This is a genomic window from Arthrobacter sp. B2a2-09 (assembly GCF_027587375.1).
Classification (GTDB): domain Bacteria; phylum Actinomycetota; class Actinomycetes; order Actinomycetales; family Micrococcaceae; genus Arthrobacter.
This window is the reverse complement of the sequence record NZ_JAMXIC010000009.1, coordinates 45,471-65,325: the sequence shown is the minus strand read 5'-3', so window position 1 is coordinate 65,325 and position 19,855 is coordinate 45,471. Positions and strand designations below refer to the sequence as shown.

General features: G+C 64.3%; 18 protein-coding genes. 4 read left to right on the top strand and 14 right to left on the bottom strand.

All coding sequences use genetic code 11. From position 1 onward, the window contains the following. Nucleotides 1–40: 40 nt before the first annotated feature. Together NFJ07_RS11860 and NFJ07_RS11855 are read right to left on the bottom strand one after the other, a co-directional pair. The gene (locus NFJ07_RS11860; RefSeq protein ID WP_269994558.1) at nt 41–838 is read right to left on the bottom strand and encodes a sulfite exporter TauE/SafE family protein; all 798 of its coding nucleotides are present in this window, start codon (nt 836–838) and stop codon (nt 41–43) included. Continuing rightward, complete coding sequence (locus tag NFJ07_RS11855; protein ID WP_269994557.1) at nt 835–2,646, bottom strand: proline--tRNA ligase; 1,812 nt, start codon at nt 2,644–2,646, stop codon at nt 835–837. The genes NFJ07_RS11860 and NFJ07_RS11855 overlap by 4 nt, the downstream gene beginning before the upstream one ends. 587 nt (nt 2,647–3,233) lie before the next feature. Between NFJ07_RS11855 and NFJ07_RS11850 the strand changes: the two genes are divergently transcribed. Genes NFJ07_RS11850 through NFJ07_RS11840 form a run of 3 tightly spaced genes read left to right on the top strand, consistent with a single transcriptional unit; the run spans nt 3,234 to nt 5,364 of the window. Continuing rightward, nucleotides 3,234–3,998: an ABC transporter ATP-binding protein gene (locus tag NFJ07_RS11850; protein ID WP_269994704.1), complete on the top strand. Its 765-nt coding sequence runs from the start codon at nt 3,234–3,236 to the stop codon at nt 3,996–3,998. An 8-nt stretch (nt 3,999–4,006) separates the two neighbouring features. Beyond that, entirely contained in the window at nt 4,007–4,750 is a 744-nt protein-coding gene (locus NFJ07_RS11845; RefSeq protein WP_269994703.1) for an ABC transporter permease, read from the top strand. Continuing rightward, complete coding sequence (locus tag NFJ07_RS11840) at nt 4,747–5,364, top strand: TetR/AcrR family transcriptional regulator (RefSeq protein ID WP_269994556.1); 618 nt, start codon at nt 4,747–4,749, stop codon at nt 5,362–5,364. The genes NFJ07_RS11845 and NFJ07_RS11840 overlap by 4 nt, the downstream gene beginning before the upstream one ends. A 62-nt stretch (nt 5,365–5,426) precedes the next feature. Here the strand turns inward: NFJ07_RS11840 and NFJ07_RS11835 are convergent, their stop codons facing one another. From NFJ07_RS11835 to dxr, 5 genes are all read right to left on the bottom strand, one after another. Continuing rightward, nucleotides 5,427–6,314, bottom strand: coding sequence for a GNAT family N-acetyltransferase (locus NFJ07_RS11835; protein ID WP_269994702.1), 888 nt, complete (start codon nt 6,312–6,314; stop codon nt 5,427–5,429). Continuing rightward, nucleotides 6,277–7,443 carry a flavodoxin-dependent (E)-4-hydroxy-3-methylbut-2-enyl-diphosphate synthase gene (gene ispG / locus NFJ07_RS11830; protein ID WP_078105708.1) on the bottom strand — a complete coding sequence of 389 codons (1,167 nt, stop codon included), beginning with the start codon at nt 7,441–7,443 and terminating at the stop codon, nt 6,277–6,279. The genes NFJ07_RS11835 and ispG overlap by 38 nt, the downstream gene beginning before the upstream one ends. Before the next feature lie 66 nt (nt 7,444–7,509). Next, entirely contained in the window at nt 7,510–7,803 is a 294-nt protein-coding gene (locus NFJ07_RS11825) for a YciI family protein (protein WP_269994554.1), read from the bottom strand. A gap of 62 nt (nt 7,804–7,865) precedes the next feature. Next, the gene (locus tag NFJ07_RS11820) at nt 7,866–9,197 is read right to left on the bottom strand and encodes a M50 family metallopeptidase (RefSeq protein WP_269994552.1); all 1,332 of its coding nucleotides are present in this window, start codon (nt 9,195–9,197) and stop codon (nt 7,866–7,868) included. A 17-nt stretch (nt 9,198–9,214) separates the two neighbouring features. Beyond that, complete coding sequence (gene dxr, locus NFJ07_RS11815; protein WP_269994550.1) at nt 9,215–10,399, bottom strand: 1-deoxy-D-xylulose-5-phosphate reductoisomerase; 1,185 nt, start codon at nt 10,397–10,399, stop codon at nt 9,215–9,217. A gap of 38 nt (nt 10,400–10,437) precedes the next feature. On the opposite strand from dxr, the gene NFJ07_RS11810 reads away from it, so the two are divergent. Beyond that, on the top strand, nt 10,438–11,904 hold the full coding sequence (locus NFJ07_RS11810) for a lipase maturation factor family protein (protein ID WP_269994548.1): 1,467 nt from the start codon (nt 10,438–10,440) through the stop codon (nt 11,902–11,904). A gap of 37 nt (nt 11,905–11,941) precedes the next feature. Here NFJ07_RS11810 and NFJ07_RS11805 read toward each other — a convergent pair whose 3' ends face one another. Genes NFJ07_RS11805 through NFJ07_RS11775 form a run of 7 tightly spaced genes read right to left on the bottom strand, consistent with a single transcriptional unit; the run spans nt 11,942 to nt 19,811 of the window. After that, nucleotides 11,942–12,778 (bottom strand): HpcH/HpaI aldolase/citrate lyase family protein, encoded by an 837-nt coding sequence (locus NFJ07_RS11805; RefSeq protein WP_269994547.1) that lies wholly within the window; start codon nt 12,776–12,778, stop codon nt 11,942–11,944. Next, nucleotides 12,775–13,332: a MaoC family dehydratase gene (locus NFJ07_RS11800; RefSeq protein ID WP_269994545.1), complete on the bottom strand. Its 558-nt coding sequence runs from the start codon at nt 13,330–13,332 to the stop codon at nt 12,775–12,777. The genes NFJ07_RS11805 and NFJ07_RS11800 overlap by 4 nt, the downstream gene beginning before the upstream one ends. After that, complete coding sequence (locus NFJ07_RS11795) at nt 13,329–14,081, bottom strand: CoA transferase subunit B (protein WP_269994543.1); 753 nt, start codon at nt 14,079–14,081, stop codon at nt 13,329–13,331. The genes NFJ07_RS11800 and NFJ07_RS11795 overlap by 4 nt, the downstream gene beginning before the upstream one ends. A 2-nt stretch (nt 14,082–14,083) precedes the next feature. Further along, nucleotides 14,084–14,875: a CoA transferase subunit A gene (locus NFJ07_RS11790; RefSeq protein ID WP_269994542.1), complete on the bottom strand. Its 792-nt coding sequence runs from the start codon at nt 14,873–14,875 to the stop codon at nt 14,084–14,086. Between the two features lie 19 nt (nt 14,876–14,894). Continuing rightward, the gene (locus NFJ07_RS11785; protein WP_234753077.1) at nt 14,895–16,058 is read right to left on the bottom strand and encodes an acyl-CoA dehydrogenase family protein; all 1,164 of its coding nucleotides are present in this window, start codon (nt 16,056–16,058) and stop codon (nt 14,895–14,897) included. Nucleotides 16,059–16,060: 2 nt separating this feature from the next. Continuing rightward, a complete protein-coding gene (locus NFJ07_RS11780) occupies nt 16,061–18,199 on the bottom strand; it encodes an acetyl/propionyl/methylcrotonyl-CoA carboxylase subunit alpha (RefSeq protein ID WP_269994539.1) in 2,139 nt (712 codons plus the stop codon). 4 nt (nt 18,200–18,203) lie between these two features. After that, nucleotides 18,204–19,811 (bottom strand): carboxyl transferase domain-containing protein, encoded by a 1,608-nt coding sequence (locus NFJ07_RS11775; RefSeq protein ID WP_269994538.1) that lies wholly within the window; start codon nt 19,809–19,811, stop codon nt 18,204–18,206. Between the last annotated feature and the right edge of the window lie 44 nt (nt 19,812–19,855).

Here is a 19,855-nt window from a genome sequence, read left to right as displayed (position 1 = left end):
GCTTCCCTCCGGCTATCGCTCGCTGGTGGAATCCAGAACGCTACTTGGCGAAGTAGTCGTTCCAAACGTCCATGCCGAGTTTGATGATCAACGCGCCAACCACGATCAGGAACACAATCCGCACAAAGCCGCTGCCCTGTTTCACGGCTGTCCGCGCGCCCAGGTAGCCGCCGGCCATGTTGGACAGGCCCAGCACCGCGCCGACGCCCCACAGCAGTGATCCATGCGGCAGGAAGAACAACAAGGCACCGGCGTTCGTGGCCATGTTGACGATCTTGGCCTTGGCGCTGGCCTCAAGGAAGGCATAGCCCATGGCGGAGACGAGGGCGATCACCAGGAACGAGCCTGTTCCGGGACCTATCAGGCCGTCGTAGAAACCGATCACGGCACCTATGGCGCAGGCCACGACGTAGTGCGTGTGGCCGTCGTGACGCAGCGCGGTCAGCTCTCCCGCGTTGGGCCGCAACGCGGTGAAGAGCGCGACGGCGATCAGCGCCACTACGATGATGGGTTTGAAGACGCTGGCGGGAAGGTTGGCGGCCAACACGGCTCCGCCGAAACTGCCGGCGAGGGCAATCACCGCCATGGGTATGGCCGTCTTGAGGTCAGGGCCAACCCGACGGTAGTAGGTAACGGCACTGGTTGTTGTCCCGAAGATGGAGCCCATTTTGTTGGTGGCCAGCGCCTGGACCGGGGTGATCCCCGGAACCAGGAGCAAGGCAGGGAGCTGGATCAGTCCCCCGCCGCCCACCACTGCATCTATCCAACCGGCTGCGAATCCAGCCACCACGATCATGATGAGCGTGGTGAGCTGGACCGACTCGAAGCCGGAGATCACTTCTGGCGTACGGCGTTGACCACGTAGTCGGCAGCCTTCTCGACTGCCACGTTTTCGGCCTCGCCGGTACGACGGTCCTTGATCTCCACAACACCGTCTACCAAGCCACGGCCGACCGCCACGATGGTGGGAACGCCCAAGAGCTCGGCGTCACCGAACTTCACGCCCGGGGAAACCTTGGGGCGGTCGTCGTAAATCACGTCGAGGCCGGCGGCCTCGAGATCGGCCGAGAGCTTCTCGGCCGCCGCGAAGATTTCCTCGCCACGTCCGACGGCGACCACGTGGACGTCCGCGGGGGCCACGGAGCGCGGCCATATCAAGCCACGGTCGTCGTTGTTGGCCTCGGCCAGGGCGGCCACGGCACGGGTCACGCCGACACCGTACGAGCCCATAGTGACCACAACCTGCTTGCCGTTCTGGTCAAGGACCTTCAGGTCGAGGGCCTCGGCATACTTGCGGCCGAGCTGGAAGATGTGGCCCATTTCGATGCCGCGGGCAGTCTCCAAGGGACCGGAGCCATCCGGGGCTTCGTCTCCCGCGCGGACCTCGGTGCATTCAATGACGCCATCCCAGGCGAAGTCGCGCCCGGCTACGAGACCGAAAACGTGCTTGCCGTCTTCGTTCGCTCCGGTGACCCAGCTGGTACCCGAGACAACCCGGGGGTCAACAAGGAAAAGCAACTTGGACGTGCCTTCGAGCCCGAGAACGGCCTCGCCGAGGACCAGTCCCGGACCGATGTAGCCCTTGACGAGTTCCGGGATCTTCTTGAGGTCGTCCTCGTTGGCCGCTTCCAAGCCAATCTCCCCGGCGATGGGCAGGAATGAACCGATGTTGGCTTCAACGCGCTTGAGGTCCACTGCGCGGTCACCGGGCACGCCGATGACCACAATCTGACGCTCGCCAGTGGGCAGCGTGACGGCGAGGACCACATTCTTGAGGGTATCGGCGCCAGTCCAGGCGCCGCCGTCGGAATCGCTGCGCGGGGCGAGCTGGTTGGCAGCCGTCACGAGGGTTTCGATGGTGGGCGTGTCCGGGGTGTCCAGGACGCGTGCAGGAGGCGCGTTGCTGAAGTCGATCTCGGCCGGGGCCACCGTGGTCACGGCTTCGACGTTGGCCGCGTAGCCGCCGGCTGAGCGGACGAAGGTGTCCTCGCCGATCTCGGTGGGGTGCAGGAATTCCTCGCTCTTAGATCCACCCATGGCACCTGCCGTGGCGGCCACGGGGATGACCTCAAGGCCAAGTCGCTCGAAGATTTTCAGGTACGCGGCGCGGTGGGCCGCATAGCTCGCGTCCAAGCCGGCATCGTCAACGTCGAAGGAGTAGGAATCCTTCATGATGAATTCGCGGCCGCGGAGGAGGCCTGCCCGGGGGCGTGCTTCGTCGCGGTACTTGTTCTGGATCTGGTACAGGCTCAGCGGCAGGTCCTTATACGAGGAGTACAGGTCCTTGACCAGGAGGGTGAACATTTCCTCGTGCGTGGGGGCAAGAAGGTAATCGGCGCCCTTGCGGTCCTGGAGGCGGAACAGCCCCTCGCCGTATTCGGTCCAGCGGTTGGTGGCCTCGTAGGGTTCTCTGGGCAGCAGTGCCGGGAAATGGACTTCCTGGGCGCCGATGGCGGCCATTTCCTCGCGGATGATCTGCTCGACCTTGCGCAGGACGCTCAATCCCAAAGGCAGCCACGTATAAATGCCCGGTGCGGCACGGCGGATGTAGCCCGCGCGGACCAGGAGTCTGTGGCTGGCGACTTCGGCGTCGACGGGATCTTCACGCAAGGTGCGCAGGAACAGCTGGGAGAGGCGAAGGACCACGGGTCAGAATCCGTTTCTATGGCAAGAGCTGGCAAAAACTACTGTGTACCAATCTACCGGCTTACAGCCAGACCCCTCGCCCGACAACCTTCGTTAACGCGGAACCGAAACGCAGATGAGCCACGCCATGGTTATTGGAAGCCCCTGGCCGCAAGCGGCTGGTCATCCTGCCATGGCGTGGCTCAGCGGCCGACGGGCCGCACGCGCTGTCCTGAAGGCTTCAGTCAACCTTCCCCAGGGCAACCAGCCTGCGTTTCATCTCTGAAACCATCCGCGCCTCATTGACACGGCTGGTCCGAACATATGTGACGATGAACACCTTTTACAAGGGCTTGGACTTATCAATATTTGTAGGCCCTGGCCCTGGCCCTGGCCCTGGCAACGAACAACGCGGGGTCACTTAGCGCCCATCCGGAGGTCCGACATGGGCCGTAAGTGACCCCGCGTTTGCAGAACCAAGGGCCAGATCCATCCTCGAGGCTCACAGTTGACGCGCCGGTATGTCGGACTTACCTTTTATTCATCACCTGATGAATAAATCGGAGGCCGCGATGTCCCACAGTCCAGCGGGAAATCCCGCACCAGGCATGTCCCCTGCACCTCCGGCGGTAAAGGCCGTGGGCCTGCACGTCACGCGCGGCCACAAGAAGATCCTGCGCGGCTTGGACTTCGCCATGGAGCCCGGGCGTATCACCGGGCTGCTCGGACCCTCCGGGAGCGGCAAGACAACCCTCATGCGCTGCATCGTAGGGGTCCAGCGACTCACCGACGGCACGATCGAAGTATTGGGCCGTCCAGCCGGTACGCCGTCATTGCGGCACGACGTCGGATACGTGACCCAGGCACCGAGCGTCTACACCGACCTCAGCGTCGAGGCGAACGTCAGGTATTTCGGAGCCATGCACGGCGTCTCGGCGGCCGACACCGCGGAGGCGATTGCCGCCGTCGGGCTCGAAGCACTGGCACGGCAAAAGACCGCAGACCTTTCCGGTGGTGAATTCAGCCGGGTCTCGCTGGCGTGTGCGCTCGTCTCGCATCCGAAGCTGCTGATCCTCGACGAACCGACGGTTGGCTTGGATCCGGTACTGCGTGCCGAGCTGTGGGAACGGTTCGCCGCCATGGCCGAATCGGGCACCACCCTTTTGGTGTCCAGCCATGTCATGGAGGAGGCCTCGCACTGTTCCTCGCTGCTCCTGCTCCGCGACGGCTTGCTGCTGGCGCAACTCAGTCCGGCGGAACTCAGCGAGCGGGGACACAGCAACGACCTGGAGAAGGCCTTCCTGCACATCATCCAGGAAACGAGCGCCACCTCGAACCGCCGGAGTGCCAATGAAAGCCAGGTGGCGTCATGAATCCGCGGATGATGTTTGCCACCACCAGACGGGTTTTGGAACAACTGCGGCATGACCACCGCAGCGTCGCGCTCATCATGGTGGTTCCCGCACTCCTGCTCACTGGTGTCTACTATCTCTTCGAAAACGAAACACTGCCGCCTGGATTCCCCCGGACCTTTGACCGTGTGGGACTCATGATGCTGGCCATCTTCCCGTTTGTGGTGATGTTCCTGGTCACGTCGATCACGATGTTGCGCGAAAGGACCTCGGGGACGTTGGAACGGCTCCTGACGACGCCCATCCACAAAGCCGATCTCCTGTTCGGCTACGCGTTGGCGTTCTCCATCATGGCGGCACTGCAATCGCTTGTCGCAACGGCCGTGGCCTACTGGATCTTCAATCTGGACATCAAGGGCGGTCCGGGTTACGTCGTGATGATCGCCGTCATCAACGCAGTGCTGGGTGTCGCGCTTGGCCTTTTGTGCTCGGCCTTTGCCCGGACCGAGTTCCAAGCGGTGCAGTTCATGCCAGTAGTGGTGATACCGCAGATACTGTTGTGCGGACTCTTCGTGGCCCGGGACCACATGAACGGCCTGCTGGAGGGCATTTCCAATGTGCTTCCGCTGACGTTTTCGGTCGATGCGCTCCAGCAGATCGCCGGCAACGCCGAGGCGACCCAGGCCATGTGGCAGGATGCCGGGATCATGGCGGCGATCGTGGTGGGAGTTTTGGTCCTGGCCTCGTTCACCCTCCGACGGCGGACCTCATGAGCGGCGCGTTGCCTCCCCTGCGGCGGGGACGCCGGAGCGGAGGGAGCGACTCCCGCGAACTGATCCTGGCCACAGCCCGCCGGCTCTTCGCCGAACACGGTTTCGACGGCACCAGCCTGCGGCAAGTGGCCCGCGAAGCCGAGGTGGACCCGGCCATGGTCCACCACTTCTTCAAGGGCAAGGACGAACTCTTCGCCCAGAGCATCGAACTCCCGGCGGATCCCGACGAGGTCCTTGCCGGCGTCGAATCCCTGGATCCGAAACAACGCTCGGAAGCAATCGTCCGTGCCGTGTTGCGCCTGTGGGAAGGCCCGGCGCAACACGGACTTGTCGCGTTTGTCAGGGGAACGATCGGGTCCAAGGCCAAGACCGCCTTGCTGCGCGAGATGGTGGCCCGGACCATCCTCTCCAGGATCACGGCTGGGCTTCCCGGCTCCCCCGAGGAAGCTCGAATGCGCGGCAACCTTGTTGCGACGCAAGTGGTGGGGCTCATGCTGATGCGCTATGTGGTCCGGCTCGAGCCCCTGGCTTCGGCTTCCCAAGACGAGGTGGTCCGGCTCGTGGCCCCGAACGTCCAGCACTACCTCACCGGCGAGCTCACTCCTCCCAAGTAGCTCGCATTAGATGTCGTTATGAGCCCTCAAAACGACAACAACTGCGAGTCAGTTGGGTGGGACTAGTACAACACAGTGGCGAAGGTTCCGAGGCGTTGGAAACCGACCCGCTCGTAGGTGGCGCGTGCCCTCGTGTTGTATTCGTTGACGTAGAGGCTCGTGATCGGCGCGAACTGCTGGGCCAGGACAACCACTCCCGCCATGTATCCGGCGCTGAGTCCTTGGCCGCGGAATTCCGGGTTCATCCAGACGCCCTGCACCTGGGTGGCCTGCGCCGTGACCGCCCCGAGCTCGGCCTTGAACTTCACGGCCCCGTCCGCGTCGATGTGCACGAGGGAATGACCTTGCCGGATCAGTCCAGCCACCCTGCGGCTGTAGAAGTCCTCGCTCCCGAGAAAGGGCGAGTAACCCACTTCCTCTTCGAACATGGCTGCGCATGCGGGCAGGATCCGATCGAAATCCGCGATGTTTCCGAAGCCGAGCTGCGGATTGGCCTGGACGGCGGGTGGACCCGACATGGCCAGAAGCGGCTGGTCGGCGCGTACCTCGTGGGCGAAATGACCCAGTTGCTCCAAGCGGGAATGGAGCGCCAGCACAGTCTCCGCGGGCCCGAAGATCGAGGCGTAGCGACGGCCCGCCCGGTGTGCAGCCGCCGCGACGCGGGAAGCCAGTTCCGGGGCCAGCTGCACGGGAACCAGATTGGCGCCGGCCCAGCAGGCACCCACCAGGGCGTCGCCGTCGAACACTCCAAAGACGCTCGCACCACCGGAAGTGGGCGCGGCGCTCCCCGACGAATCGAGGTGCGCCAGAATGAAGACGTTCGCTACCGGGTCTTCCATCGCGAGCACGCGAAGGGCCCGGGTGTCGGCAGCGCCGAGCACCCGGACAGAAATCCCATCGGCGACGGTCTCGTTACGAGACGCTAACCACGGGGCTACCCTTGACAGCATCTTCGCCATCGGCCTCACCCATCTCTTCAGCGATACGCATGGCCTCTTCGATCAGTGTCTCAACAATCTGGCTCTCGGGAACAGTCTTGATGACTTCACCCTTCACGAAGATCTGGCCCTTGCCGTTTCCGGAGGCCACACCGAGATCGGCTTCACGTGCCTCACCCGGGCCGTTCACCACGCAACCCATGACGGCAACGCGCAGCGGAATCTCCATTCCTTCAAGCCCGGCGGTGACCTGCTCGGCCAGCGTGTAGACGTCCACCTGGGCGCGCCCACATGAAGGGCAGGAGACGATTTCGAGCTTGCGGGGGCGCAGGTTGAGGGACTGCAGGATCTGGTTGCCGACCTTGATTTCCTCAACAGGCGGCGCGGACAGGGACACGCGGATGGTGTCGCCAATACCCCGGGACAGAAGCGCACCGAAGGCCGTAGCGGACTTGATGGTGCCCTGGAAAGCGGGCCCGGCCTCGGTCACGCCAAGGTGCAGGGGCCAGTCGCCCTTTTCGGCAAGCATTTCGTAGGCCGCCACCATGATGACGGGGTCGTTGTGCTTGACCGAGATCTTGAAATCGTGGAAGCCGTGCTCCTCGAACAACGAAGCTTCCCACACGGCCGACTCCACGAGGGCTTCCGGGGTGGCCTTGCCGTACTTCTTCAGGATGCCGGGCTCCAAGGATCCGGCGTTGACGCCGATCCGAATGGAGGTGCCGTGGTCCTTGGCTGCCTTGGCGATTTCCTTCACCTGGTCATCGAACTTGCGGATGTTGCCCGGATTGACGCGGACTGCGGCGCAACCGGCCTCGATCGCGGCGAAAACATACTTGGGCTGGAAGTGGATGTCCGCGATCACGGGGATCTGGGATTTGCGGGCGATGATCGGCAATGCCTCGGCGTCATCAGCCGAAGGGCAAGCGACACGGACGATGTCGCAGCCGGACGCCGTCAGTTCCGCAATCTGCTGCAGCGTGGCATTGATGTCCGTGGTGGGGGTGGTGGTCATCGATTGCACGCTGATGGGCGAATCGGAGCCGACGCCGACCGAACCCACCTTGATCTGGCGGGTCTTGCGGCGCGGCGCGAGAACGGGGGGCGGGGCTGACGGCATTCCCAGGCTGACCGAGGTCACGTGGACTCCTTGGGTTGAAATGGGTGGATCGTAGGGCCGGGGTCCGAACCCAGGCCGGTCATGCTGCTAGGAAGCGTGGGCGGAGAGCACTCCGATAATGGGGTTCCACTCCGTCGTCCGAATGCCTGCAATCCCTCGTGCGGCGGCGTACGGGTCCTCCTTCAGCGTGGCGTTCAACTCGGACTCGTCGGCGGCCTTGAGCAGCAGCAGGGCGCCCGCGCCGTCGGTGTAAGGGCCACTCGCCAGCAGGGTTCCCTGCTCGGCGAGGCCGGCGAGCCAGGCACGGTGGGCAGGGCGGTTCGCGTCGCGCACCTCGGCGGACTCGGCGTCGTACACGTACTCAACAGCGAAAACAGTCATGTGGATAGCCTATCCCCCAAGCCCAATCAGGGGTGTCCACCGCCGCTTCATGCGCACCCGAATCAGCCGAAGAGGTTGACAGGCTTGACGATGTCCGCATAGATCAGCAATGCGCTCATGGCCATGAGGACACTGGCCACGACGTAGGTGAGCGGCAGGAGCTTGGCGATGTCGAAAGCGCCTGGATCCGGTTTGCCGAACAGCTTGGCGATTCGACGCCGGGCTCCCTCGTAGAGTGCGCCCGCCACGTGTCCGCCGTCGAGCGGCAAGAGCGGAACCAGGTTGAAGATGGCGAGGGCGAAGTTCAGACCCGCGAGGAGTCCCACGAGGGCGCCGATGCGGGATTGCAGCGGAACCTGATCCATGGCAGCTACTTCACCGGCCACCCGGCCGACGCCCACCACGCTGATCGGACCGTTGGGATCGCGCGGTTCGGAGCCGAAAGCGGCTTGCGCTACGCCGACCACCCTGGCGGGGAGGTTGAGGATGACTCCGGCGATTTGCTTGATGTTCTCGCCGGCCATCGGAAGAACGGTCGACGCCGGTTGGAGCACCATGGCGGTCTGGGCACCGATGCCGAGGAACCCGACTTCCTCGTACAGCGGTTTTCCATCCGCACCCTTGGCCTGCTGGCCGTTGTCCCCAATGACGGGGCGTGCGGACAGCACGGGAGTTACTTGCGTGGTGACGCTCTTGCCGCCACGGTCCACCGTGATTTGGACGGCCTTGCCGGCGGATGCCCGGATCCAGCTGCTCATTTCAGCCCAGCTCGTCACGGGCTTGCCGTCGAAGCTGGTTACAACGTCGTTGGGCTGGAGCTTGGCCACTGCGGCAGGCGTCAGTTGGCAGTTCGGCGAGTTTGGATCGACGGTCTCGCCGGCTTTGACCTGGCACTTGGACACATCGGCAATGGTGGTGGTGGCGGTGGACACTCCGAAACCCATGAGCAGCACGGCGGTCAGCACCAGGCCGATGAGCAGGTTCATGGCAGGCCCACCCAGCATGATGATGACCTTTTTCCAGACCGGCAGCCTGTAGAAGACCCTGTTCTCGTCGCCGGGGCCAACTTCCTCATGCGCCGCGGACCGGGCCTCGGTGGCAAGGGTCTGGAACATCCCGGTGCTGGACGGCCTGACGCTGCCGTCTTCCTTGTTGGGCGGGTACATGCCGATCATGGCGACGTAGCCGCCCAGCGGGATGGCCTTGACGCCGTATTCGGTCTCGCCTTTCCGCGTGGACCAAAGGGTAGGGCCGAAACCGATCATGTATTTCGTGACGCGCACTTTAAACAGCTTGGCGGGAAGCAAGTGCCCCACCTCGTGCAGCGCAATGGAGACGGCCACGCCGATCGCGACGAAGACGACTCCGAGAATGAACAGAATGACGGGATTCATGCCTTAAGTACTGCTTCCTAAAGGGTGCTGTTGGCTAAACGATCGTGGGTGCGCGTGCGTGCCCATCTCTCAGCATCCAACACCGAGTCCACCGTCAGCTCCAAGGATCCTGAATGTTCGCTGAGGACGGACTCCACCGTGTCTACGATGTCGGTGAACCGGATCCTGCCGGCATGGAAGGCTTCCACCGCTTCCTCATTGGCCGCGTTGAAGACGGCTGGAAAGGTACTTCCCTGCTTCGCGGCGTCCTTGGCCAGTTCCACGGCCGGGAAGGCTACCGAGTCAAGCGGCTCGAACGTCCAACTGGTGGCCTGGCTCCAGTCGCAGGCCTTGGCAGCGCGGGGCACGCGGTCTGGCCACCCGAGTCCGAGGGCGATGGGCAGCCGCATATCCGGCGGAGAGGCCTGGGCAATGATGGACCCGTCCACGAACTCCACCATGGAGTGCACCACGGATTGCGGGTGGACCACGACGTCGATCCTGTCCAGGGGGACGTCGAACAGCAGGTGCGCTTCGATGACCTCCAGGCCTTTGTTGACCAGGCTGGCCGAGTTGGTGGTGACCATCAGGCCCATATCCCACGTGGGGTGGGCAAGGGCCTCAGCCGGGGTGACGTCGCGGAGTTGTTCGCGGCTGCGGCCCCGGAAGGGTCCGCCGGAAGCTGTCAGGATGAGCTTCTCAACCTCCTTGTCGGTTCCCGCGCGGAGGCATTGGGCGATGGCCGAATGCTCGGAGTCCACGGGCACTATCTGGTCAACGGCGGCCGCGGCCTTCACCAGTGCACCGCCCACGATCAGGGATTCCTTGTTCGCCAAGGCCAAGATAGCGCCGGACTTGAGGGCCGCCAGCGTCGGCGCCAGACCGATGGACCCCGTGATGCCATTGAGCACGACGTCCGCTTCAATCGCAGCAATCTTGGTGGACGCATCCGGCCCCGTGATGATCGCGGGGTCATAGTTCCGGAGTCCGGCGGCGGAGGCGGCAGCGCCAATGAGTCTCTGGAGTTCATGTGGATCGCCGTAGGCTATGCCGACTGCCTGGGCCTTGGTGTGGACGGCCTGCTGCGCGATGAGTTCCAAGTTCCCGCCGCCCGCGCTCAGCGCCACGACCTCGAAAAGATGGGGGGCGGCGTCGACGACGTCAATCGCTTGTGTGCCGATGGAACCAGTGGACCCGAGGAGGATGATCTTGCGCGGCTGCATTGCTTAAGTATCCCGCACCCCAGGCGTAGCGTTGGTTTGTGGACTGGGTCTCGTGGTTCGAGGCGCCGGACTATGAATTCGCCCGGCAGGTGCTCCAGCGTGGCACGGCCGCGCTCTATTTCATCGCGTTCTTGTCCAGCCTCAACCAGTTTCCCGCGCTCCTTGGTGAACACGGGCTCCTGCCTGTCCCGAAGTACGTTGATGGCCACAGGATCTTGCGCAGGCCCAGCCTGTTCCGCTGGAAATATTCGGACACGTTGCTCCGCGCCGTGTGCGCCGCCGGACTTGCCGTTTCCTTGGCGCTCGTGGGCGGGCTGCCGCAGCTAGGCCCGCCGTGGCTTCCCTTGGCCGCGTTCCTGGTTTTGTGGTTGCTCTACATGTCGATCGTCAACGTCGGCCAGACCTTCTACGGCTTCGGCTGGGAGATGCTGCTGCTGGAAATGGGCTTCACTGTCGGCTTCCTCGGTTCGGAACAGACTCCCCCGCCCAGGACCATCCTCGTCCTGCTCGTGTGGCTGCTGTTCAGGCTGGAATTCGGCGCGGGCATGATCAAGATCCACGGCGGAAGCGAGTGGCGTGATTTAACCGCCCTGTACTACCACCACGAGACGCAGCCCATGCCTGGACCGCTCAGCCGCCAGGCACATCTCTTGCCCAAACCACTTCACCGCATGGAGGTGCTCGGAAACCACTTCGCCCAGCTGGTGGTGCCGTTCTTCCTGTTCGCCCCGCAGCCGCTGGCCACCATTGCCGCGGGAATTGTCGTCTTCACGCAGCTTTGGCTTGTGGGGAGCGGAAACTTCGCGTGGCTCAATTGGTCCGCGATCGTGCTTGCCTTCGCCGCGGTGAGTGACCCCGTCGCCCACGCTGTGCTGCCTTTCATCCCGCGACGGCCGAACCCGGCGGCGGCGGTTCCGCAGACCCCGGTGTGGTGGCTCGCCGTCGTACTCGCAGTGACGGTGCTCCTCTTGGTGCTCAGCTATTGGCCCATCCGCAACCTGCTCTCGCGGGAGCAGCTCATGAACGCCAGCTTCAACCGATGGCAGTTGGTCAACACCTACGGTGCGTTCGGTACGGTGACGCGGCACCGGGTGGAAATCGTGGTGGAAGGCACCCGGGCCGACGTTCCCGTCGATGAGGCCGATTGGCGAGAATACGGCTTCAAGGGCAAGCCGGGCGATGTCCGCCGGCTGCCCCGGCAATGGGCGCCGTACCACCTGCGCCTCGACTGGCTGATGTGGTTCCTGCCCTTGCGCACGGTGCACGAGGAATGGTTCTACGCGTTTTTGGGCAAACTGCTCGACGCCGACCGGCCCACCTTGCGCTTGTTGCGCCAGGACCCGTTCGACGGCGCACGGCCCCGTTGGGTACGGGCCCGCAGCTTCCTTTACCGCTTCGCCACGAGGGCCGAGTTCCGCGAAACGGGTCAGCGTTGGATCCGGATGGAGCTCTACGAGGTCATCGCCCCGTTGTCGCTGCCGAAGTCACGACGGCGCGGTCAATAGACCCGGACTGGCCAATAGGCCTCGCCGGAGCAACCCTTCAGGAAAGACTGGCCCTGCGCAGCGTGGATTCGGCGTGTTTCAGGATGGGGCCGTCCACCATTTTGCCTTTGTACTGGAACACACCGGTTCCCGCCGCGGCCGCAGCTTCAAGCAGTTCCCGGGCCCCTGCGACGGCCTCGGGCGACGGCGCGTAGGCTTCGCGGACAACGGCAACCTGGCCCGGGTGGATGCAGGCCTTGGCACCGAATCCGCTGGCCACGGCATCTGCGGATTCCACGGCCAGCCCGGCAAGATCGGGAATGTCGACGTAGACCGAATCGATGGCTTCCTTGCCTGCGGCTTTGGCGGCCAGCAGCACAGTAGACCGGGAGTGCGTTGCGACGGCGCGGTAGCCGCCGTCGTCGTTGCGGCTTGAGGTGCCGCCCATGGAGGCGATCAGATCCTCTGCGCCCCACATGAGCCCGACGACGTTGGGAGCCTGGGCGATTTCACTCGCGTTGATGATCCCCTTGGCCGTCTCGCACAGTGCGATGACGTGGTAACCCTCGAGGGCTTTCAGCTGTTCGCCGGTCTCGGCCTTGGCGAGCATGACGGTGCGGTAAGGGGTGTGTGCGAGGCAGTGCAGGTCCTTCTCGAAGTCCGGGGTGCCCACTGGATTGACGCGCACAATCGTGCGGCTGGGGTCGAGCTCCGCGGTCTCTCCACGGGAGCCGAGCTGGGCCAGGATGGCGCCCCGGGCCCGCTTTTTGTCGGCGGGCGCGACGGCGTCCTCGAGGTCCAGGATGACGGCGTCGGAACGCTCAGCGGCCTTTTGGTACCGTTCCGGGCGGTCGGCGGGGCAGAAAAGCAAAGCGGGGCCCATGGTGAAGGTCATGTATTGATTGTCCCCTGTTGCGCCTCCAGATGCGCGGTCCGGGTCCACATGAGGCAGGCTCGCGTGGCAAGCGCGACAACCGTGCCGTCCTGGTTGCGGCCGGTGTGCTGCATGGTCACCACGCCCTGCCCGGGACGCGACGACGACTCCCGTTTCCCGGTGACGACAGTCTCCGTGTAGAGGGTGTCCCCGTGGTAGAGCGGGTGCGGAAAAGAGACGTCCGTAAGGCCTAGCTGGGCAATGATGGTGCCCTGGGTCAGTTGCGTGACGGACTGCCCCACCATGGTGGACAACGTGAACATCGAGTTCATGAGCCTCTGCCCGAAGGGCTGCGTGGCGCTCCAGGCCGCGTCCAGGTGGAGGGCCTGTGTGTTCATGGTCAGCGTGGTGAACAGGACGTTGTCCGTTTCCGTGACGGTCCGCCCGGGCCTGTGGGCGTAAACAACGCCTTCCTCAAGTTCCTCGAAGTAAAGCCCCCGCTGTTCGATCACTCGGGGTTCAGGGATGCGGGGTTCAGGGATGCGGGGTTCAGGGATGCGGGGTTCCGCGGTCATACAGTCAGCTCCTGGTCTTCTTCGAAAAGTTCGACGCCGGTCGCGGCCGCAACGTCCTCGGCGGAGACGTTCGGTGCCAACTCACGCAGGACGAGCCTCGATGCCCCGCCCTCGGAGACGACGTCGATCACGGCGAGGTCGGTGATGATCCGGTCCACGCAGCCTTTCCCCGTGACGGGCAACGAGCATTCCTTGACGATTTTGGGCTTGCCGTTGCGGTCCACGTGCTCCATCATCACGATCACCCGCTTGGCGCCGAAGACCAGATCCATGGCGCCTCCCATTCCCTTGACCATCTTGCCCGGAATCATCCAGTTGGCCAGGTCCCCATTGGCCGCGACCTCCATGGCACCCAGCACTGCGACATCCACATGGCCGCCACGGATCATGCCGAACGAGGTAGCCGAGTCAAAGAACGCGGCGCCCGCGTTGACGGTGACCGTTTCCTTGCCGGCATTGATCAGATCGGGGTCCACAGCGTCCTCGGCCGGGTAAGGGCCGACGCCCAGGATCCCGTTCTCGGAATGCAGGATCACCTCGACCCCGTCAGGGATGTAGTTGGGAATCAGGGTGGGCATGCCGATCCCGAGGTTGACGTATTGCCCGTTGCTGAGTTCGCGGGCTACGCGGGCGGCAAGTTCGTTCCGCGTCCAGCCTTTGCCCTCGTGGTGCTCAATGTTGGCGCGGCGGTACTCGTGCCTGACCGTCTCGGGACGCGGCGGCACATCCTGGGTGATGTTCGATTCCATGGCTACGCTCCTGCCTGCTGGGTCGTGCCTGCTGTGGTCGCCGGGGTCAACGCGACGGTCCGCTTTTCGATGCGCTTCTCCGTGTCCGGTGCAACCACGACCCGCTGGACGAAGATGCCCGGCGTGTGGATGTTCTGCGGATCGAGCTCGCCGGGTTCCACAAGTTCCTCGACCTCGGCAATGGTGATCCGGGCCGCCATGGCACACAGCGGATTGAAGTTCATGGCCGTCGCATGGAAGACGAGGTTCCCGTGTCGGTCGCCCTTCCAGGCGTGGACCAGTCCGAAGTCGGGTGTCAGGGATTCCTCCAGGACATAGTCCGCCCCGTTGAAGGTGCGCACTTCCTTAGGTGAGGACGCGATCGCAACATTGCCGTCGGCGTCGTACTTTTGCGGAAGCCCGCCTTCCGAGACCTGTGTCCCGACGCCGGCCGCCGTGAAGAACGCGGGGATGCCGGCGCCGCCGGCGCGCAGTTTCTCGGCCAGGGTGCCCTGCGGGGTGAGAACCACCTCAAGCTCGCCGGCAAGGTACTGCCGTGCGAACTCCTTGTTCTCACCCACATAGGAACTAATGGTCCGGCGGATACGGCCGTCCCTCAGCAGGATGCCCAGGCCCCAGTCGTCCACGCCGCAGTTGTTGCTGACTGTTTCAAGGTCCTTGGTGCCTTGATCGTGCAGCGCATCGATCAGCGCCACCGGGATACCGCACAAGCCGAACCCGCCGACGGCGAGAGAGGCGCCGTCGTGGATGTCCTTCACCGCTTCCGCGGCGCTGGCAACAACTTTGTCAATCATCGTTTACCTTCCCTGACGGTTAAAGGCCCAGCTCGCGGGCGATGAGCATCAACTGGACCTCGGTGGTGCCTTCCCCGACTTCAAGGATCTTGGAGTCGCGGTAGTGCCGTGCCACCGTGAATTCGTTGATGAAGCCATAGCCACCGAAGACCTGGGTGGCGTCCCGCGCGTTGTCCATGGCTGCCTCGCCTGCGACCATCTTAGCGATGGCCGCTTCGGTCTTGAACGGCTTGCCGGCAAGCATCCTGGCGGCCGCATCGTAGTAGGCCAGGCGTGCCGTGTGGGCCCGTGCCTGCATGCGGGCGATCTTGAACTGGATGGCCTGGTACTTGCCGATGTTCTGCCCGAAGGCCACGCGTTCCTTGGCGTATTTCACGGACAAGTCAACGCAGCCCTGTGCCGCGCCGGTGGCGAGCGCGGCGATGGCGATGCGGCCTTCGTCGAGGATGGACAGGAAGTTGGCGTAACCCCGTCCCCGCACACCGAGCAGGTTCTCTTCGGGCACCCGGACGTTGTTCAGTGTCAGCGGGTGGGTGTCGGAGGCGTTCCAACCCACCTTGTTGTAGGCCTTTTCCGCTGTGAAACCGGGAGTGTCGGTGGGAACCAGGATGGTGGAGATTTCCTTCTTGATGCTCCCGTCCTTGCGTTCGTGCTGCCCGGTGACGGCGGTGACGGTGACGAGCCGGGTGATGTCGGTCCCGGAGTTGGTGATGAACTCCTTGTTGCCGTTGATGACCCAGCGGCCGTCCTCGAGGTGTGCGTTCGTTTTGGTGCCACCGGCGTCCGAACCGGCTTCCGGCTCAGTCAGCCCGAAGCCTGCGAGCGCTTCGGCCGAGGTCAGCTGGGGCAGCCAGTGTTCCTTTTGCTCTTGGGTGCCGAAGCGGTACACCGGCATGGCGCCAAGGGAGACGCCCGCCTCAAGGGTGATGGCCACGGACTGGTCCACCCGGCCCAGCTGTTCCAGCGCGAGGGCGAGCGCGAAGTAGTCTCCGCCCATGCCGCCGAATTCTTCAGGGAAAGGCAGGCCGAAAAGACCCATCTCACCCATCTGCTTGACCACCTCGTACGGGAAGCTGTGTTCCTCGTCGTGCTTGGTGGACACCGGGGCCACTACCTCGTCGGCGAATTCCCGGACGGAGTCGCTCAGGTCCTGGTATTCCTCGGTGAGTTCAAAACTTGCCATGGCTAGACTTCCTCGTCTTTCTGGTTTTCTGTCGGTTCCGCTGTGACTTCAGGGGTGGGTTCGGGGGTGGGTTCTGCTTCCACGTGGATGGTGGCGAGGACTTGGTCAGCCTTGACGAGGTCCCCGGTCTTGCTGCTGAGGTGCACGGTGCCGGACACCGAGGCCACCAATTGGTGCTCCATCTTCATTGCCTCCACGGCAAGGAGGACGTCGCCCGCTTCCACATGATCGCCGTTGTGGACCGAAACCGAGACGACGGTCCCCGGCATGGGAGACCGGACTTCCGGATCCGCGGCGCCTTCTTCGCGCTGGATGCCCGCGAGGATGCGTTGGAGCCGGGCCTCGCGGTCCAGGATCTCCAGCCGGCAGGACCAGCCGTCGCTGCCCAGCCACAATTCGCGTGCCTCACGCCCCGGAGATGGTGACCCGTGCGCGAAATGGTGCTCGGCGCCGTCGAGCACCAGCACCGCATGTCCTTCTCGCGCGGAAACGGGCCGTATTGCGGCAGAGTACTCGACGCCGTTGTCCACGCGCGCGGTGAAGCCCGGCCCGTTCACCGTCAGCCCCACGGTGGCCAGGCCGGCGTCGGGAAGCCCAATGGTGGTCTTCCACGGCGCAGGGGCGCCGACGCGCCAGCCATCGGCGGTGTTCCAGGGTGCTGCCGCCCCGATCGGAGCCGCGGCCTGGCGGCCCAGCAGTTCCGAGCGGCTCAGAACCGCTGCGGCGATCAACTCGACGTCGGTCACCTGGCGGAATTCCATCCCCTCCAGCTTGCGCCCGATCAAGCCGGTGTCGAGGCGGCCGGCGCGGACGTCGTCGTCGTTGATCAGGAGCCGCAGGTACTCAACGTTCGTGTGGACACCCAGCAGCGTGTAGTCCCCCAGTGCGTGGTCAAGGGCGTCCAACGCCGCTTTGCGGTCCGGACCCCAAGCTATGACCTTTGCGAGCATGGGATCGTAGTCGCCGGTGACGGACAGTCCCGGGAGCATGGCGGAGTCGACGCGGATGTGCGGATCGTTGCTTGCCCGTTCCCGGAGCGTCACGATCTCGCCGATGGATGGCATGAAGCCGCGTTCAGGCACCTCCGCGTAGACGCGCGCCTCTACCGCGTGGCCGTTAAGCACGACGTCGGACTGCGCCACCGTGAGGACCTCACCGGCGGCGATGCGCACTTGCCATTCGACGAGGTCGACGCCCGTCACCATTTCCGTGACGGGGTGCTCCACCTGGAGGCGGGTGTTCATCTCCATGAAGAAGAAGTGCTCCGGATCCTGATCGGAGACGAGGAACTCGACCGTGCCCGCACCGCTGTACCTGACGCTTCGGGCAGCCTGGCAGGCGGCCTCACCGATCCGCGCCCGGACCTCGGCACCATTCGCCAGGGACTCCAGCAAGGGGGACGGTGCTTCCTCGATGACTTTCTGGTGGCGGCGCTGGAGCGAACATTCGCGCTCGCCGAGATGAATCACGTTGCCGTGGTTGTCCGCGAGGACCTGGACTTCGATGTGCCGGGGCGACTGGATGAGCCGCTCCAAGAACAGGGTGTCGTCACCGAAGGCGCTCGCGGCCACGCGGCGGGCAGTCAGCAGCGTGGCCGCCATATCCTCCAGCCGCTCCACAATGTGCATGCCTTTGCCGCCACCGCCGGCCGACGGTTTGATCAGCAAAGGGAAGCCGACGCCGGGCGCCGCCTCGATCAGCGCCTCGTCGCTCAAGCCTGGTTCGGCGATCCCCGGAACGCACGGGACTCCGTAGGACATGACGTGGTTCTTGGAGCGGATCTTGTCGCCCATGATTTCGATGGCGTCAATGCCGGGGCCGATGAACGCGATGCCTGCCGCGTCCAGGGCCTTGGCGAATTCCACGTTTTCGGCCAGGAACCCGTAGCCCGGGTGGACGGCTTGGGCGCCGCTTTGCAGGCAAGCCTCGATGATGGCGTCGATCCGCAGGTAGCTGTCCGCTGCCGCGGCTGTGCCGATCCGGACGGCTGTGTCTGCTTCGAGCACGTGGCGCGCGCCGGCGTCGGCGTCTGAGTAGACCGCCACCGAGCGGATGCCCATGGCTTTGAGGGTGCGGATGACGCGGCAGGCGATCTCGCCGCGGTTGGCGACAAGGACGGTGTCTAGGGAGTTGATTGTCATGGGGTCACATCCGGAAGAGGCCGAAGGAGGTTTCCGGCAGGGGTTGGCGGGACACGGTATCGAGGGCCATGCCCAGGACGCGCCGGGTGTCGGCGGGGTCGATGATGCCGTCGTCCCAGAGCCGGGCGGTGGAGTAGTAGGGGCTGCCTTGGTCCTCGTATTGCTGCTTGATGGGGGCCTTGAATGCTTCCTCGTCCTCGGCGGACCATTCCTCGCCGCGGGCCTCGTATTGGTCCCGTTTGACGGTGGCCAGCACGCTGGAGGCCTGGTTGCCGCCCATCACCGAAATCCTGCTTGCCGGCCACATCCACAGGAAGCGCGGCGAGTAGGCCCGGCCGCACATCGAGTAGTTCCCGGCACCGAAGGACCCGCCGATTACCACGGTCAGCTTCGGCACGCGGGCAGTGGCCACGGCGGTGACCATCTTCGCGCCGTTCTTGGCGATGCCGCCGTGTTCGTAGTCCTTGCCCACCATGAAGCCGGAGAGGTTCTGCAGGAAGACCAAGGGGATGCCGCGCTGGTCGCACAGTTCGATGAAGTGCGCGCCCTTGAGCGCAGACTCGCTGAACAGCACCCCGTTGTTCGCCACGATGCCCACAGGGTGGCCATGCAGCTTCGCGAAACCCGTCACCAGGGTGGAGCCGTAATTCTTCTTGAACTCATGGAACCTCGAGCCATCCACCAGACGGGCGATGACTTCGCGGACGTCGTATTGCGCATTGACGTCCGTGGGAACGGCACCATAGATCCCGCCCTGATCCACCACGGGCTCGACGACGGCGTCCACGTCCCACGCCGGGGCTGCGGGCCCGGGCAGGGTTGCGACGATATCGCGGACGATCTGCAGGGCATGCTCATCGTTCTCAGCCAGATGGTCCGTCACACCGGAGATCCGCGAGTGGACGTCGCCGCCACCGAGTTCCTCGGCCGTGACAATCTCACCGATGGCGGCCTTCACGAGGGGCGGGCCGCCCAGGAAGATGGTGCCTTGGTTGCGCACGATGACGGTTTCGTCGCTCATGGCGGGGACGTAAGCGCCGCCGGCCGTGCAGGACCCCATGACCGAGGCAATCTGCGGGATCTTCGCCGCGGACATCTTCGCCTGGTTGAAGAAGATCCGGCCGAAGTGTTCCTTGTCCGGGAACACTTCGTCCTGCTTGGGCAGGAACGCTCCCCCGGAATCCACCAAGTAGACGCAAGGCAGCTTGTTCTCCAAGGCGATTTCCTGGGCCCGGAGGTGCTTCTTCACGGTCATCGGGTAATAGGTACCGCCCTTGACCGTGGCGTCGTTGGAAACCACCATCACCTGGCGGCCATGGACCAAGCCGATCCCCGCAATCACGCCGGCGCCCGGCGAATCATCGTTGTACATCCCGTTGGCCGCCAACGGGGCGATCTCCAGGAACGGGCTTCCCTCGTCCAGCAAGTAATTGATTCGCTCGCGCGGCAACAGCTTCCCCCGGGAGATATGCCGCTCGCGCGATTTCTCCGGGCCACCGAGGGCGGCCACGGCAAGGCGTTTCTTCAGCTCGTGCACCAGGGAGAGCTGCGCTTCCGCGTTGGCCGCGAACTGATCGCTGCTGGTATCCAGCTGACTGGCGAGTGTCTCCATCGACTGCGTCCCATCCCGGCCAATGGCCATCTCAGTTAGTACCG

Excerpts from the sequence above, each read along its gene's own strand:
- NFJ07_RS11850 (WP_269994704.1), top strand. The coding sequence starts at position 3,234 with ATGTCCCCTGCACCTCCGGCGGTAAAGGCCGTGGGCCTGCACGTCACG.
- NFJ07_RS11845 (WP_269994703.1), top strand. The coding sequence starts at position 4,007 with ATGATGTTTGCCACCACCAGACGGGTTTTGGAACAACTGCGGCATGAC.
- NFJ07_RS11840 (WP_269994556.1), top strand. The coding sequence starts at position 4,747 with ATGAGCGGCGCGTTGCCTCCCCTGCGGCGGGGACGCCGGAGCGGAGGG.
- NFJ07_RS11835 (WP_269994702.1), bottom strand. The coding sequence starts at position 6,314 with ATGCTGTCAAGGGTAGCCCCGTGGTTAGCGTCTCGTAACGAGACCGTC.
- NFJ07_RS11825 (WP_269994554.1), bottom strand. The coding sequence starts at position 7,803 with ATGACTGTTTTCGCTGTTGAGTACGTGTACGACGCCGAGTCCGCCGAG.
- NFJ07_RS11820 (WP_269994552.1), bottom strand. The coding sequence starts at position 9,197 with ATGAATCCCGTCATTCTGTTCATTCTCGGAGTCGTCTTCGTCGCGATC.
- dxr (WP_269994550.1), bottom strand. The coding sequence starts at position 10,399 with ATGCAGCCGCGCAAGATCATCCTCCTCGGGTCCACTGGTTCCATCGGC.
- NFJ07_RS11805 (WP_269994547.1), bottom strand. The coding sequence starts at position 12,778 with ATGACCTTCACCATGGGCCCCGCTTTGCTTTTCTGCCCCGCCGACCGC.
- NFJ07_RS11800 (WP_269994545.1), bottom strand. The coding sequence starts at position 13,332 with ATGACCGCGGAACCCCGCATCCCTGAACCCCGCATCCCTGAACCCCGC.
- NFJ07_RS11795 (WP_269994543.1), bottom strand. The coding sequence starts at position 14,081 with ATGGAATCGAACATCACCCAGGATGTGCCGCCGCGTCCCGAGACGGTC.
- NFJ07_RS11790 (WP_269994542.1), bottom strand. The coding sequence starts at position 14,875 with ATGATTGACAAAGTTGTTGCCAGCGCCGCGGAAGCGGTGAAGGACATC.
- NFJ07_RS11785 (WP_234753077.1), bottom strand. The coding sequence starts at position 16,058 with ATGGCAAGTTTTGAACTCACCGAGGAATACCAGGACCTGAGCGACTCC.
- NFJ07_RS11780 (WP_269994539.1), bottom strand. The coding sequence starts at position 18,199 with ATGACAATCAACTCCCTAGACACCGTCCTTGTCGCCAACCGCGGCGAG.
- NFJ07_RS11775 (WP_269994538.1), bottom strand. The coding sequence starts at position 19,811 with ATGGAGACACTCGCCAGTCAGCTGGATACCAGCAGCGATCAGTTCGCG.